Origin of the sequence: Paraburkholderia sp. OAS925 (assembly GCF_040543975.1) — a bacterium.
GTDB lineage: Bacteria > Pseudomonadota > Gammaproteobacteria > Burkholderiales > Burkholderiaceae > Paraburkholderia > Paraburkholderia graminis.
The window spans coordinates 2,119,812-2,133,896 of record NZ_JBEUNO010000002.1 but is presented as its reverse complement, the minus strand read 5'-3'; the positions used below and the strand labels follow the sequence as shown (position 1 = coordinate 2,133,896).

At 66.0% G+C, this 14,085-nt stretch carries 13 protein-coding genes; 3 read left to right on the top strand and 10 right to left on the bottom strand.

Annotation, left to right across the window (positions count from 1 at the left end; translation table 11 throughout):
- Positions 1–43: 43 nt before the first annotated feature.
- The 6 genes from ABIE53_RS28370 to ABIE53_RS28345 all read right to left on the bottom strand — a co-directional run bounded on the left by ABIE53_RS28370 (position 44) and on the right by ABIE53_RS28345 (position 5,687).
- On the bottom strand, positions 44–892 hold the full coding sequence (locus ABIE53_RS28370; RefSeq protein ID WP_053859201.1) for an isocitrate lyase/PEP mutase family protein: 849 nt from the start codon (positions 890–892) through the stop codon (positions 44–46).
- 138 nt (positions 893–1,030) lie between these two features.
- Positions 1,031–1,456, bottom strand: a complete 426-nt coding sequence (locus tag ABIE53_RS28365; protein ID WP_029965723.1) for an OsmC family protein — start codon at positions 1,454–1,456, stop codon at positions 1,031–1,033.
- Between the two features lie 248 nt (positions 1,457–1,704).
- Positions 1,705–2,259, bottom strand: coding sequence for a carboxymuconolactone decarboxylase family protein (locus ABIE53_RS28360; protein ID WP_107707397.1), 555 nt, complete (start codon positions 2,257–2,259; stop codon positions 1,705–1,707).
- A 56-nt stretch (positions 2,260–2,315) separates the two neighbouring features.
- Positions 2,316–3,644, bottom strand: a complete 1,329-nt coding sequence (locus ABIE53_RS28355) for an aspartate aminotransferase family protein (protein ID WP_192699059.1) — start codon at positions 3,642–3,644, stop codon at positions 2,316–2,318.
- Between the two features lie 5 nt (positions 3,645–3,649).
- Entirely contained in the window at positions 3,650–4,723 is a 1,074-nt protein-coding gene (locus ABIE53_RS28350; protein WP_192699060.1) for a C45 family autoproteolytic acyltransferase/hydrolase, read from the bottom strand.
- A 109-nt stretch (positions 4,724–4,832) separates the two neighbouring features.
- A complete protein-coding gene (locus ABIE53_RS28345; RefSeq protein WP_006046906.1) occupies positions 4,833–5,687 on the bottom strand; it encodes a MurR/RpiR family transcriptional regulator in 855 nt (284 codons plus the stop codon).
- A gap of 180 nt (positions 5,688–5,867) precedes the next feature.
- On the opposite strand from ABIE53_RS28345, the gene ABIE53_RS28340 reads away from it, so the two are divergent.
- A complete protein-coding gene (locus ABIE53_RS28340; protein ID WP_053859224.1) occupies positions 5,868–7,436 on the top strand; it encodes a sensor domain-containing diguanylate cyclase in 1,569 nt (522 codons plus the stop codon).
- Positions 7,437–7,774: 338 nt separating this feature from the next.
- Here the strand turns inward: ABIE53_RS28340 and ABIE53_RS28335 are convergent, their stop codons facing one another.
- Positions 7,775–8,032 (bottom strand): hypothetical protein, encoded by a 258-nt coding sequence (locus ABIE53_RS28335; RefSeq protein ID WP_029965734.1) that lies wholly within the window; start codon positions 8,030–8,032, stop codon positions 7,775–7,777.
- Positions 8,033–8,302: 270 nt separating this feature from the next.
- Here ABIE53_RS28335 and ABIE53_RS28330 point away from each other — a divergent pair, with 270 nt between their 5' ends.
- The gene (locus ABIE53_RS28330; protein ID WP_081652968.1) at positions 8,303–8,611 is read left to right on the top strand and encodes a hypothetical protein; all 309 of its coding nucleotides are present in this window, start codon (positions 8,303–8,305) and stop codon (positions 8,609–8,611) included.
- A gap of 101 nt (positions 8,612–8,712) precedes the next feature.
- Here ABIE53_RS28330 and ABIE53_RS28325 read toward each other — a convergent pair whose 3' ends face one another.
- Positions 8,713–10,995, bottom strand: coding sequence for an amylo-alpha-1,6-glucosidase (locus tag ABIE53_RS28325; protein ID WP_006046807.1), 2,283 nt, complete (start codon positions 10,993–10,995; stop codon positions 8,713–8,715).
- 387 nt (positions 10,996–11,382) lie between these two features.
- Between ABIE53_RS28325 and ABIE53_RS28320 the strand changes: the two genes are divergently transcribed.
- Entirely contained in the window at positions 11,383–11,784 is a 402-nt protein-coding gene (locus ABIE53_RS28320; protein WP_006046806.1) for a hypothetical protein, read from the top strand.
- Between the two features lie 110 nt (positions 11,785–11,894).
- Here ABIE53_RS28320 and ABIE53_RS28315 read toward each other — a convergent pair whose 3' ends face one another.
- Both ABIE53_RS28315 and ABIE53_RS28310 read right to left on the bottom strand, forming a co-directional pair.
- Complete coding sequence (locus ABIE53_RS28315; RefSeq protein WP_114157175.1) at positions 11,895–12,947, bottom strand: rod shape-determining protein; 1,053 nt, start codon at positions 12,945–12,947, stop codon at positions 11,895–11,897.
- 203 nt (positions 12,948–13,150) lie between these two features.
- Complete coding sequence (locus ABIE53_RS28310) at positions 13,151–13,810, bottom strand: alpha/beta hydrolase (protein ID WP_029965739.1); 660 nt, start codon at positions 13,808–13,810, stop codon at positions 13,151–13,153.
- Positions 13,811–14,085: the final 275 nt, after the last annotated feature.

Sequence of the window (14,085 nt, the reverse complement as noted above, 5' to 3'; positions counted from 1 at the left end):
CGACCAGGGCACTGGATGAGTTGGTGATGCTACGCGTGCCTTGTCACCCCGGCGTCGGCCACTTTCGCTCGGCCGTTGCGAAGGACTCGTTGAGTTCGTTGCCGCTCGCCGCGTCCTTCGTGTAATTGAACGTGCCCTCGTCGCGAATCTCATGCGCAGCGCGCAAGAAGGCGCCGAGCGCCGCGCGCGCCAGCGAACCGCCGACGCTCACGCGGCGCACGCCCATCGATTGCAATTCATCGACGCTGAGCAGCACGCCCTGCAAGCCCATCAACACGTTGACGGGACGTTCCAGTGCGTTCACCACGGCGGCGATTTCCTCGCGCGTCTTGAGCCCCGGCGCATACAGCACGTCGGCGCCCGCTTCCTGATAGGCGAGCAGGCGGCGGATCGTGTCGTCGAGGTCCGGACGCCCGCACAGGTAGTTCTCGGCGCGCGCGGTCAGCGTGAAGGGAAACGGCTGCGCGCGGGCCGCTTCCACCGCGGCGCGCACGCGCTCGACGGCGGTCTCGAATGGATAGATGGGCTCGTCGGCGCGGCCGGTGGCGTCTTCGATCGAGCCGCCGACCACGCCCGCCTGCGCCGCCAGGTGGATGGTCTTCGCGCACTCCTCGGGCGCGTCGCCGAAGCCGTTCTCCAGATCGGCGCTGACGGGCAGATCGGTGGCTCGCGCGATTTCGGCGAGGTGGACCATCATCTGCGCGCGGCCTACTGCGTTATCCGGCAAGCCGCGCGAAAACGCGTAGCCGGCGCTGCTGGTGGCGAGCGCCTTGAAGCCGGCCAGCGCGAGCAGCCGCGCCGAGCCGATGTCCCACGGGTTAGGAATGACGAACGCTTCTTGCGCTGCGTGCAGCGCCTGGAATTGCGCCGCTTTTTCGGCCTGGTTTTTCATCGCGGATGCCATTGAGAAGCGCCGCGCCGGCGCAAGATGCCGGCACTGCGGCGCGGGTTGCCGGGAAGTTTTGAAGCGCGGCGAGGCGATGCAATGCGCGCCGGCATCGCTCGCCGCTAACCGCGTGCCGAGGTCCGCTCAGGTTTCGAGCTTCGCGTCCATCGTGATGGTCGCGTTCAGCACCTTCGACACGGGACAGCCCGCCTTTGCGTCCGCGGTGGCTTTGTCGAACGCAGCCTTGTCGCCGCCGGGAATTTTCACCGCGACGTCCAGATGCACGGCGGTGATCGTGAAGCCGCCGCCGTCCTTGTCGAGCGAAACGGTTGCGGTCGTGCCGATACGTTCCGGCGTGATGCCCGCCTTGCCCAGTTCCGCCGACAACGCCATCGAGAAGCAGCCCGCATGCGCGGCCGCGATCAGCTCTTCCGGATTCGTGCCGATGCCGTCCGCGAAGCGCGTGGAAAACGAATATTGAGTCTCCTTGAGGACGCCGCTGTCGGTGGAAATGGAGCCCTTGCCGTCTTGCAGACCGCCTTGCCAGACTGCTGATGCCTTGCGCTTCATCGTTCTCTCCTGTTTGTGCCCTGCTTCGCACGCTGCACGACTGATCGCGAGTACCGCCGCGGCGGTCCAGCCCGAAGTTTCCGCGGCTTGAGGCGTCGGTCGCGAGTGCGGCGCTGCGTGACGGGCGCGGACGTGGACCGACCTTCATCATAGGCGGTTCCGTGTGCCAATGCCGTGAAGGTGTCCATGCGCCCGCGACGGCCTGGCGCGATACGGCCGCCAAGCCGTCACGCTGCCGACGAAAAAAACTATTCGGCGAACGGCAGACTCTGTTGCCCGTTGGCGCGCATGTCGAACACGTTGAGCGTCATCGCGACGAGCGCGTAGTAGCCGAGAAGCCCGACGAGATTGATCACGACCTCATGCCCGAAGCGCGCGAGCGCCCTCGCATACGTCGCGTCGGACACGCGCTTCGTGTCGTAGAGCTCGCTTGCGAAGTCGTAGATAAGCGCGTCGTCCGCGTCTTCGAAGTCCGGCTGCAGTCCGTTGCGGATTGCCTCGGCGTCGGCTTCGCGCACGCCCGCTTCGAGCGCAATCGGATAGTGAATGTACCACTCGGCCTGCGCCCGCCAGCGCGCCGCCGTCACGAGAATCGCGAGTTCGGACAGACGCAGCGGCAAGCCCGTGCGATAGCGGCAGAACGCGCCCAGGCGCTGCGCCTGCTGCGCGAGTTCCGGGCTATGAATCCAGCCGAGAAACGGTCCGTTCAGGTTGCCGCGCGGCCCGGACAAAATCTCGTCGAGAACGGCCTTTTGTTCGGGCGTCGCATCGGATAGCTGGAAGGCGGGCAGGCGCTCGGTCATGGTGGTCTTTCTCTCTCTGGTGAAATGAAGGCAATCGCGGCGGGCGTGGCCTGCGCTCAGATCGCGGCCAGCGCGCCGTCGATCGCATCGGCGAGGCGGCTCACGATTTCGTCGATGTCGCGCGCGGTGCAGATAAACGGCGGCGCGAGCAGCACATGATCGCCGATCTTGCCGTCGACCGTGCCGCCCATCGGATACACCATCAAGCCGCGCGCGAATGCTTCGCGGCGAATCGCGGCATGCAGCTTCAGGCTTGCGTCGAAAGGCGCCTTGGTCTCGCGGTCGCTGACCAGTTCGACGCCGACAAAAAGCCCGCGCCCGCGCACGTCGCCGATATGCGGATGCTTCGCATAGTGCTCGCGCAACAGCCCGCGCAATTGCTCGCCGCGCGCGAGAACGTTGGGCAAGAGCTTGTCGTCGGCGATCACGCGCTGCACTTCGAGCGCGGCGGCGCACGCGGTCGCGTGACCGATGTACGTGTGGCCATGCTGAAAAAAGCCCGTTCCGCCGACGATAGCCCGATAGATCCGCTCGCTCACGAGCACAGCGCCGATCGGCTGATAACCGGCGCCGAGTCCCTTGGCGATGGTAAGGATGTCCGGCGCGACGCCGTCTTCCTCGCATGCGTACAGGTAGCCGGTGCGGCCCATGCCCGACATGATTTCGTCGAGAATCAGCAGCACGCCATAGCGGTCGCACACCGCGCGAATCTTGCGGAAGTATTCGCGCACCGGCGGCACCGCGCCGGCAGTCGCGCCGACCACCGTTTCCGCGACGAAAGCCGCCACCGAATCGGCGCCGAGTTCGAGAATCTTCTGCTCGAGTTCATTGGCGAGGCGCTGGGCGAATTCGATGTCGGTTTCGTCCGCGCGCTGCTCGCGATATGCGTAACACGGGCTCACGTGATGCGCTTCGATCAGCATCGGCAGGAACGGCTCACGCCGCCACGCATTGCCGCCAATCGCGAGCGCTCCGAGCGTGTTGCCGTGATAACTCTGCCGCCGCGCGATGAAATGACGCCGGCCCGGCTCGCCCTTTTCGACGAAGTATTGGCGCGCGAGCTTCAGCGCGGCCTCGATTGCCTCCGAGCCGCCCGACACGAAATACACGTGCTCGAGACCTTGCGGCGCAGCGGCGACGAGCCGGTCCGCGAGTTCCTCGGCGGGCTGCGTCGTGAAGAACGACGTGTGCGCGTAGGGCAACTGTTGCGCCTGCCGTTTGATCGCGTCGATCACGCGCTGGTTGCTGTGGCCGAGGCACGACACGGCGGCGCCGCCCGATGCGTCGATATAGCGCTTGCCGGTGGAGTCGATGATCTCGATGCCGTCGCCGGCAACGGCAATCGGCAACGACTGCTTCGGCGAACGATGAAATACGGTGGACATGGTTTTCACTTATGAAGAATGGCGGCGTTCGATGAGGAAGCGGACTGAGGTGCCGTGCGGGGAATGAACGTGTCGAAGACGCGCTGGCCGTCGCGCACGACCTGCATCGACACGCCTGCATTGCCGATTTCGAAGAGCGCGGTGGCCAACGTGTTTTCGTCGTCGGGATCGGAGGGATCGTCGCGATAGATCGGCAAGCCCGCAGCCGCGCGATCGTGCAGCATGGCCAGCAACGCGTCTCCATTCAGCGGACCGGCCGCGGCGCGTAACAGCGCATCCACGCGAAGCTGCCTGTCGCGCGACGACTCGGTGACGATCTGCGCCTGCGTTTCGCAGCCCGCGTGAATCATATGGTTCGCGTGACCGGCGCGCGTGCCGACGCTTTGCACCGAGCAGCGCTGCGCGGTGGCCTCAACGCTGAACACGCGCGGGTCTCCGGTGCAACCGAGCGTGTGATGAAAGCCGCTCGCAGCCGGCGCAGTGCGCAGCGTGTGCAGCGCTTCGTCGAGCGAGCCGGCGTCCAGAACGGCGCGCGCCAGAATCATGCGCGGCACGCCGACCGTGGGCGTGCGAATACGCAAGTTGTTGATCGTCTGCACGAGGCCGGCGCGGTTCGCCGCGAACGTGTGTCCGGGCAGCGAGCCTGGGTAATAGAAGCTCACGAAGCCCGGCTTGCCGATGGGCTGCACGTCGACCAATACACAGCGCTCGCGCAGGAAAGGATCGCCGTCTTCGTTATGGGCGATGAGGCGTGCATCGGCTTCAATGGCGGTGAGCGTCGTGCAGCCGTCCGGCGCGTGATGAATCAGTTCGCCGCGGCAGTTCCATAGCAGGACGTCTTCGACAGGCCAGCGCAGGGCCGCCGCCATGCCTTCGAGTTCGGTCAGCAACGCAGGAAAGTGGGCACGGGCCGCGTCGCGCAGCGCCGCTACGAAGGACGCGCCGCGCCATCGGCTGACCGCGCGCCACGCGCTGCTTTGTGCCATGTAATCGGCGAACACGGGCCTTGCCAGTTCGCCGAGGGCGTAGCCGATTTCATACGGCTCGCCTTTTATCTCCACTACTTGCAGATTTCGCATGAATCGCACCGCTCCCGCTCACTCAACAATCGGTACGCATTTATACGTTGAAACAACATTTGTTGTCAAACAGGATAAAACGACACCACCGGTCGTCGAGGAACGGAAATCAAGGCACGTAAGCGCCCTTCGCGTGCAGCGATTGTTCGGCGATGCCGAGTTGCTCGACGGCGTCGGCGCCTTCGAGTGCGAGCAGATGCGCGACCAGCGATTCGGCGATGGCCGTGGCCGCCACGAGCGACGGAAAGAACGAGGGGCTTTCGTGCGAGAAGATCAACACCTTGTCCGCATTGAGCGCGATGGGCGACACGGCGCTGTCGGTGATCGCAATGAGCTTGCTGCCCTTTTCGAGCGCGGCTTCGGCGACGCGCGCGGCTTCGACGGAATACGGCGCGAAACTGATCACGATGGTGGCGCTGTCGCGCTCCACGGTGCGCAGTTGCATTTCCAGCGTGCCGGCCTCGCCGTTGAGCAGCGACACCGACGAGCGAAAGAACCGGTAGCCGTACACGAGCCCGAAGGCGACGGAGTAGCACGAGCGGAAACCGGCGACATGAACATGCGGCGCGCGCCGCAAGAGCCGCGCCGCCTCGACGATTGCGCGGCCGTTGTGCGCCGCGGTGACTTCGAGATTGTGCTGCTGCGCGACGAGCAGATCGTTGGCGAGCGCGTCTTTCGATTTGACCAGCGAGCGCGCGCGGCTTGTCAGCGGCTCGGGCCGCGTGCGCACGCGTGCGACGAACAGGTTGCGCAATTCGTTCCAGCCAGGAAAGCCGAGCTGCTGCGAAAGACGCACGAGCGACGCCGGCTGCACCTGCGCGCGCTCGGCGACTTTGCGCATCGACGAGACCGCGACTTCGTCCGGATGATCGAGCAGGAAGCCCGCGCCCATCTGGAATTGCGGACTCAGTTCGGAGAAGCGCGCCCGGATCAGGGCGGCGAGCTGGTCGAAACTGTCTGGCATGCGATGGTCCGGCAAAGGGTTGTAGAGGCGACAACAAATGTTACCACCGGGGGGTGGGCACAGAAGCGCGGTGCGCCTTCTAAACCATCCCCCCTCCGGGCAATTCCCCATAAAGAACCGCCGTCGTCCGCCGATAAGACAAGGAACCTAGCTCCGCCCCGCACTAATTCGAGCGGTCTCATGGCAGTCAATCTTTCCGTTTCTGAGTCGATCCTCGCGACGCCGCCCGAACTCGGCGCAGCCGTGTGTCCGTCTATCCGCGCCCGTCTGTTGTCGACGCTTTTCGACAACCGGCGGCCCCTTGTCATGTCGATCGTCGCCAGCGCGTTCGTCGCCGCGGCGGCTTATGTGCGCCTGCATCAGCCGTGGACGATCGTCTGGCTGTTCGCCGACGTCTGGCTATTGCTAGGACGCCTGAGCATCATCCACGCTTACGTCGCGCATAGCCGCAAGGGACCGGCGAATCCGGGCCCGTGGGCCGCCGCCTACGCGCCGTTGTGCGTCGCGACGAGCCTCATGCTCGGGCTTGGGACGATGGGCTGCGTGCGCACCACCGACACCACGCTCGCAGCGCTCGCCATCATGGTCGCCTCGGGCATCCTCGGCGGCGTCGCGTCGAGGAACGCCGCGGTGCCGCGCCTCGCGATCGCACAGATATGTGTGGTGTCGATACCGATCGGCGTCGGCGCGCTGCTCTCGCCGACCGATGGTTCCTGGATACTCGTGCCGCCGCTGCTTCTGTACGTCGGGGCGATGACGTCCATCGTGCGGCGCCACTACCGCGGGCTCGTCGCGCTGATGACCGCCGAGCAGAATCACGCCGAACTCGCGGCGCGTTTCGACGCCGCGCTCACGCACATGCCGCACGGTCTGTGCACGCTCGATCCCGCGGGCAAGGTGGTGATTGCGAATAGCCGCACGGCGCAGTTGTTCGGCACGAGCGTCGATATGCTCAAGCTGAATTTACCGCTGCCCGAGTTCATCAGCCATGCCGGTTTTGCGCAGTTCGACGACGCGCTGCGTCAGCAGTTCGTCGAACGATGCACCGCCTGGCTGCAGGAAAAACGGCGGCCGCTGGCGCTCGAATTGCGCAACGGACGTCAGTTGGAGTTACGGCGAAATCCGGTGCCCGACGGCAGCGCGGTCGTCATCATCGAGGATGTGACGGAACGCCGCCAAAGCGAAGCCAAGGTGCTCTATCTCGCCCGCCATGATTCGCTGACGGGACTCGCGAACCGGCGCGAACTGCGCGAGTGTCTCGACCGAATCCTGTTGCGGAGTCACACGCGGCGCGAAACGCGCACGGCGGTGCTGTACCTGGATCTCGACGGCTTCAAGCAGGTCAACGATCGGCATGGCCATACCGCCGGCGACGAGGTGCTGGAGACGGTCGCGGCGCGCTTGCGGCAGACGCTGCGCCACGGCGAATTTGCGGCGCGCCTGGGCGGAGACGAGTTCGCTGTCATCGTCGAAGAGGCGACGCTGAGCGCGATTGTGGCCATCGCGCAGCGCGTGATCCGCGAAATCGCGAAACCGTATGCGCTCACGGCGGGCGGCACGATCAGCCTCGGCACGAGCATCGGCATTGCGCTGGCCGAGCCGCACGAACCCGTCGACAGTCTCATCCGGCGTGCCGACGAGGCGATGTACAGCGCGAAGAACGCGGGTAAAGGCACCTATCGGATTGCTCGGAACGACGGCGAGTTGGAGACGGACGCGGATTACGACGCGAGCGTCGGCGCGGCGTAGAGCGGTGCGGCGTAGCGACGGGACGCGCGGTTTGGCGCGAGGGCTGTAGCTGCGGCGCGGCGAGATTTACGTCGTTCTGGCTCGGGCCGCTTGGTTCGGCTCGCCAGGCTCGATGCGCTTGAGTCCGCTCGGGTGCGCTCGGTCCGCTCGGTCCGCTTCGTCCGCTTCGTCCGCTTCGTCCGCTTGGTCCGCTGGTCCGCTCGGTCCGCTCGGTCCGCTTCGTCCGCTTGGTCCGCTGGTCCGCTGGTCCGCTGATCCGCTTCGGTCGACCCGGTCCGCTCGGTCAACGTTCGTCCGCGTCTATCCGCATCAGTCCGGCTACGTCCGCCTCACCCCACCTACTTACTAGCCGCCCCCTCGGACGCCGCTGCGCCCATCGCCCCCTTCTTCTGCTTTTTCATGGGTTTGTGCGACGAGCCCATGCCGTCGGACGGCGAGGCCATCGTCCCGCTTGCATTCGGCGTCGGCATGCCGTTGCCGCCCTGCCCCGCGCCGGCACCGCCGCCGGCGTTCGTTGCCGCTCCTTCCGCGTAGACCGCGCCCGACAAACCGAGCATCAACGCCGACATCACGACGCCTTTCGTAGTCACTCGCATGATGGCCTCCTCCATTGCAATGCGCTGGTTGCAGCCCGTGTGCAACACCTGGCGCATGCAGCGACGCAATCCGCGTGCCGCCGCCCGACGCGCAAGCGGCCAAAGCCCGCCGGTCGGCGGCTCCGGGCGAGCAGGAAAAACGGCGTATTTCCCCCGGATTGACCCGCCTCGCCGCGTGCACTAACAATCCGATATGCATATCGGCGACGCTTATCCGGCGATGCCCGCCAGCGACGCCGCGCGCGAACGCCGAAGTCAGTGGAGGACGCCATGATGCTCACGAGACTTGCCGCCGTCGCAGCGTGGACCCTCGTGATTGCGGGAACGGCCTACGCGCAGGGGACGGACGCAGGCGCAGGCCGCTCGCGTTCCAACGCCGGCTCGACGGGCGGCGCGCGGCCGCAAGCGCCGCAGTCCGCAGCGCCTCCCACGCCGGCGTCCCTACCGACGACCGGCAGCACGTCGCTCTTGCCCGGCGCGGGCCTCATCATCGCTCCCGAGGACGGCGCGAGGCCGCCACGTCCCGAGGCGTCGCCGGGCACGCCTGCCAACCCGAGCGGCCTCAAAAAGCCCGACTGAGAATAGGCCAATTGGAGGCCAATCGAAGGCTTAACGAATGGCTCCATCGAGCGGACTGGCCGCCAAGCCGGATCACCGCACCGCCGCCCTCACCCGCCCCCTCACAACAACGCAACCACCCGCACGTCGCCCTGTTCCGCGGACGCCACCACCTTCTCGCCGATGCGGCGGAACGTGATCGACACTGACGCGTCGCCGACCCGCAGATCGCCCAGCTCAAGCCAGTCGATGCCCTCGGGCAGCATCGGCTGCTCGATCAACACCTCGCGGCGTTCGGCGTCGATGGTGATGCCGAGACACGCCTCGAGCATCATGAACGGCGAGCCGGCCGCCCACGCCTGCGGCAGACACGCGACCGGGTAAGCAGTCGGCGGCTCGCCGCGCCGGCGCGGGAATCCGCAGAACAGCTCCGGCAGACGCATGTCGAAATTGACCGCTGCCTGAAACAGCGCCTGCAGCAGCCGCACCGCCGCCGCCTTGCCGCCGTAGCGCGACAGGCCGCGCGCGCAGATCGCGTTGTCATGCGGCCAGACCGAGCCGTTGTGATACGCCATCGGATTGAACCGCGACTGGCTCGCGGCGAGCGTGCGCACGCCCCAGCCGGTGTGAAAGAGCGTCGAGTCCAATGCGCGCACCACCGATTCGCCGCGTTCGCGCGAAGGCAAACCGAAAGCCAGCAGGTGCCCCGCATTCGACGCCATCACGCGGCACAATTCGCCGTGGCCGTCGAGCGCGATGCCGTAGAAGCCCGACTCCTCCATCCAGTATTTTTCTTCGACGCACTCGCGCAGCTTTTTCGCCCGCGCCTTGTATTGCGCGGCGGCGTCGTGCATGCCGCGCAGCTTCGCGTAGTGGGCCATCGTGTCGAACGCGGCGCTCGCATACGCTTGCACTTCGACGAGCGCGATCGGGCCATCGGGGAAGCGGCCATCGGCATGGAACACCGAATCGTGGCTGTCTTTCCAGCCCTGGTTCGCGAGGCCGCCGTCCGACTCGCGCTGATAGTCGAGCAGCCCATAGCGGTTTTTGTCGCACACGCCCGCGACCCAGCCCGCCGCGCGCTCGAGCGCGGGCCACAATTCGTCGATCAGACCGACGTCGCCCGTGCGCGCCGCATACGCGCCGGCCAGCACGATGAAGAGCGGCGTGGTGTCCACGCCGCCGTAATACAGCGCGAACGGCACTTCGCCGGTGGCGGCCATTTCGCCCTTGCGCATCTCGTGCATGATCTTGCCGGGCGCGGCATCGCGAAACGGCGAGTTCTCCTGCGCCTGATGCTCGGCGAGAAAACGCAGCACGCCTGCGGCCAGTTGCGGCTGCAACCACAGCGTCTGCAACGACGTGATCACCGCATCGCGGCCGAACGGCGTGGAGAACCACGGAATGCCCGCATACGGATACGGGCCGGTCGCGAGGTCGGTGGTCAACAGGCCAAGGTCCGCGAGCGAGCGGTCGATCCACGCATTGAAGAGCGGATTGCTCGAGCGCACGCGCGCGGTCACGCGCCGCCGCTCACGCATCACGAGGTGCGCGTCGACCAGCGCCGCGCGCACCGCGGCCCGGCCGACCCGCGGGCGCTCGGTGTCGATCTGCGACATATGCGCTTCGCTCAGCGGATGAGTCGGCGACGACACGCCCGCGCTCGGCGCATCGGGCGTCTTCGAGACCACCTGAACCGAGACCGACAGATAGATCGACACGCACGCCTGCGCCGGCAGCGTGACCGTGTAGTCGGCGCGATCCGCAAACAGCTTGTCGGGCCGCGGCGCGAAGGCGATCTGCACATTGCGCGCCACGTCGTCGAGGCCGAGATAGCCGAGCAGCACTTCGTCGTTCTCGACGCGCGCCGGCTCGATACGCCCCTGCTTCGCGCGGCTCAGGCCGCGCACCTCGAACATGTCGCGGAAGTCGCTGGCAAAGGAAATGGACAGCGGCACGACGGCGTCGCTCGTGCCGTAGTTGGTGAGTTCGATGGCTTCGTTCAACACCGTGCCCGACAGCACGCGCACGCGCTCGACGTGGATCACGCCTTCCGGCGTGCTGGCGCCGCCGAGCGGCGGCAACGGGCGGTTCGTCAGATGCGCGGTGAACGACGTGTTGTCGCTGCTGACACTGCCCGAGAGCAGCGACGGCGCGCGGCCGCCGAACGTCAGGCGCAGTTGCGAGAGGACGCGGGTGTCGTTGACGAAGAGGCCGTCGTCGACGCCCGTAATATCGCCGAGAGGATCGTTGACGATGAACGTGTCGCCCGACTTCAGCACATGCTGCGTGGCGCTTGCAACGTTGAGATTTTCCGTCGGGATGAATACGCCGTCCGGCTCGGATTCGCGGTGATCGATTCCGCCCGAGTGGGACAGGCCGCCGAGGGCTTCAGGCTGCTGCATCAGGGTCGCTCCTATGGTTCGCTGCTGCGTATGCTTCGCTTGCGGTTGCCGCCGGTCGGTGCCCGTTCGTGCTCATTGGTGCCCGTTAGTGCCCGGCCGCTTCCGATTGTAGAAGCTCTCGTCTCGTCAGACGAACTTATCGCAGGCGAGTTTCGGTTTTTTTTCAGTGGCATGCGACGTGCAGGCAGGCGCGATGTAAGGGACGAGATGGGCCGCTAACCGAAACAATGTTTTGCTGGCGCGGCACTGAGTGCTTGAGGGGTGCGTCTGCGATACTCGCTTCGTGTTTCGCTTGCCCGGCGAACACATCGCTGTCTTTGGCCCGCTGTAGAGGCGGGCCTTTTTTAATCAGCCAGAGCAGTCAGCCGAAAGAACAGGAAGAACCGAATGAACGCCTCTCTTGAAACGCTTTTTCCGGACCACGTCCATCGCGACGACAGCGCGGTTAGCGCGCTGAACCATCAGGACATCGTCGTCGCATTGTCGGCGGCTTTGAAGACGCAGGATGTCGCGGTGCTGCATATGCTTTATCCGCGCACCGACGCGCGCACGCATCGCAGCCTCGATGCGCTCGTCGATGTGTTGCATGGACACGGTCTGCATGAAGTCGCCGATCTGATCGCGCACGAAGCGCACTATCTGCTGTTCAAGGACCCGGCGAAGGCGTGGAAAGCCTTCCACGAAATTCGCAACGACTCGCTCGCGATCGGCGTGCATCTCTACTATCACGGTCTCGTCGGCGAGGCAGCGGAACTCGCGCTCGACAAGGATGCGCATCGTAAGGGCTGACGAAGCCGCGCGGAACGCTCAGCGGTGATTCGCCGCGCGAGCGAGTGAGCGTGCGTGCGTGCCTATTTATGCAGGCACTTTCGCTTGCTGCCGCCTGATCGACCTTCGACTCATTCGCAAGCGAATTCGTCGAGCATGCCGGTCGCGGCCGCGGCGCCCGCGCCGCGCACGGCGCAGGTCAGCGGTTCGTCGGCGACGCGCACCTCGAGACCGAGCTCGTTCGTGAGGCGCCGCTCGAGATTGCCGAGCAGCGCGCCGCCGCCGGTCAGCACGATGCCGTTGTGCGCGATATCCGTGATGAGTTCGGCCGGCGCCATTTCAAGCCCGCGCTTCACCGCGCCGATCACCTGGCGCAGCGGGCCTTCGATCGCATCGGCGATATCGTGGTTGCTCAGTTGGACCGTGCGCGGCAAGCCGTCGTCGACGCTGCGCCCGGTCGCGTTCATGTGCTCGGCGGGCACGTCGCGCACGGCCGTGCCGATGTTCTTCTTCACGTGTTCGGCGGTCTGCTCGCCGAGCAGCACGCCGTACAGATTGCGCACGTAACTGACGATGGCCATATCGAAGCTGTCGCCGCCCACGCGGATCGAGCCGCTGTACGCGGTGCCGCCGAGCGAGAGCACGCCGACTTCCGTCGTGCCGCCGCCGATATCGACCACCATCGAACCGGTCGCCTCCGTCACCGGCAAGCCCGCGCCGACCGCCGACGCCAGCGATTCGCCGATCAGGCTCACCTTCCACGCGCCGGCCGCGACGGCCGCTTCCTTGATTGCGCGGCGCTCGACCTGGGTCGCGCCGGCCGGCACGCACAGCGTGAACGCGGCGCGGCGGCTGAAGAATTGCCGCGGACGCGCCATGTCGACGAATTGCCGGATCATGTGCTCGGCGGCGGAAAAGTTGGCGATCACGCCGTGGCGCATGGGCCTCACGGCTTCCAGATTGCGCGGCGCGCGGCCAAGAAGCTGGCGCGCCTCGGCGCCCACCGCCGTCACGCGTTTCGGACCGCCCGCATGATCCTTCTCGAAGCAGACGACCGACGGCTGATTCAGCACGATGCCGCCGTCGTCGGTATAGATCAGGGTGTTGGCAGTGCCGAGGTCAACGGTCACAGCCTGGCGGAACAGTCGATCGAAAAGCGGGTGATGCGGCGTCGGTGTGGCCATAAGAAGGCTCTGTTATGTCGCTCGGTAGCGTCGCGCTCGCGTCGCCGATTCGCGTCGTTATTCCATGCGCGGCAGTGTGAAAATGCGCCCCGTCGCCCAGCCCGCGAGCATTGCGCAGTCCCGCGACGGGCGTGATTTTCGTGCTATGAGCAGTTAACGGCAAGCCGATCAATAACTTTAGCCCCGCTTTTCGTGCGGACGTATCAATCGCGCGACAATGCGCCGAGCGTGCGCTCCAGCGCGGCCTCGCCGAGCGCGACGCCGTCCGCGCTGATCGTATGGCCGACGCCCGGCAATGCGTACGCATCCACCGTGTAGCCCGCCGCGCTGAACGCGTCGGCTGCATGTTCGAGCGCCTGCACCGGGATCACCTCGTCTTCCTCGCCGTGAATCAGCGTGAGCGGCGTGCCGTTGCGCGCGAGCACGGGCGACGCGAGCCGCCCCGAGTACGCGACGACGCACGCGGCGCCTTCCGCGCTCGTCGCCACATGATGCAGCGCCATGATCGAACCTTGCGAAAAGCCGACTAGCGCAAGGCGTCCGAAAGCAAGCTGCCAATGCGCGAGCTCCGCTTCGAGCATGCGCCGCATGGCCGCGTACGCGGTCGTCGCACGCGCCTCGCGGTTGGCCTCGTTGATGTCGCGCAGACTGAACCACTGACGGCCGCCGAAGCCGCCGTCGAAGGGATCGGTGCCGTCGAGCGACGTGAAGGCGATGTCCGGCAGACGCTCGCTCCAGATGTCGGCGAGCGGCATGAGGTCGCGCGCGTTGCTGCCCACGCCGTGCATCAGGACCACGAGCCCTTTGGCGGGCGCCTGCAGCGGCGCACGCCGCCAGCCATGTTCGAATTGTTCCCAGGCCATATTGCTTTCCTTTCCTTTTTGCTTCAATTGATTCGCGGTTGGTTCGCCGTTGGTTCGCCGTTGGTTCGCCGTTGGTTCGCGGTTTGATCACGTTTAAAGGCGATTGATCGCGCGGCGCTCGACGTCGCGCTATGCGGTTTGGTTCTGTCCAGCCGCGAGCATACGCTGTCGGCTTCGTTCACGGCGCGTTGCAATGCCCGCAGCGGCGACGTCGAAAGATGATTACAGGTATGCTTTTGCGAGCATCCAGCGGACCCGCCGCGTAATACGGCCAC

What these genes read in the sequence shown, in the direction of transcription:
- ABIE53_RS28370 (WP_053859201.1), bottom strand. Translation starts at nt 892, where the DNA reads ATGAAAAACCAGGCCGAAAAAGCGGCGCAATTCCAGGCGCTGCACGCA.
- ABIE53_RS28365 (WP_029965723.1), bottom strand. Translation starts at nt 1,456, where the DNA reads ATGAAGCGCAAGGCATCAGCAGTCTGGCAAGGCGGTCTGCAAGACGGC.
- ABIE53_RS28360 (WP_107707397.1), bottom strand. Translation starts at nt 2,259, where the DNA reads ATGACCGAGCGCCTGCCCGCCTTCCAGCTATCCGATGCGACGCCCGAA.
- ABIE53_RS28355 (WP_192699059.1), bottom strand. Translation starts at nt 3,644, where the DNA reads ATGTCCACCGTATTTCATCGTTCGCCGAAGCAGTCGTTGCCGATTGCC.
- ABIE53_RS28350 (WP_192699060.1), bottom strand. Translation starts at nt 4,723, where the DNA reads ATGCGAAATCTGCAAGTAGTGGAGATAAAAGGCGAGCCGTATGAAATC.
- ABIE53_RS28345 (WP_006046906.1), bottom strand. Translation starts at nt 5,687, where the DNA reads ATGCCAGACAGTTTCGACCAGCTCGCCGCCCTGATCCGGGCGCGCTTC.
- ABIE53_RS28340 (WP_053859224.1), top strand. Translation starts at nt 5,868, where the DNA reads ATGGCAGTCAATCTTTCCGTTTCTGAGTCGATCCTCGCGACGCCGCCC.
- ABIE53_RS28335 (WP_029965734.1), bottom strand. Translation starts at nt 8,032, where the DNA reads ATGCGAGTGACTACGAAAGGCGTCGTGATGTCGGCGTTGATGCTCGGT.
- ABIE53_RS28330 (WP_081652968.1), top strand. Translation starts at nt 8,303, where the DNA reads ATGATGCTCACGAGACTTGCCGCCGTCGCAGCGTGGACCCTCGTGATT.
- ABIE53_RS28325 (WP_006046807.1), bottom strand. Translation starts at nt 10,995, where the DNA reads ATGCAGCAGCCTGAAGCCCTCGGCGGCCTGTCCCACTCGGGCGGAATC.
- ABIE53_RS28320 (WP_006046806.1), top strand. Translation starts at nt 11,383, where the DNA reads ATGAACGCCTCTCTTGAAACGCTTTTTCCGGACCACGTCCATCGCGAC.
- ABIE53_RS28315 (WP_114157175.1), bottom strand. Translation starts at nt 12,947, where the DNA reads ATGGCCACACCGACGCCGCATCACCCGCTTTTCGATCGACTGTTCCGC.
- ABIE53_RS28310 (WP_029965739.1), bottom strand. Translation starts at nt 13,810, where the DNA reads ATGGCCTGGGAACAATTCGAACATGGCTGGCGGCGTGCGCCGCTGCAG.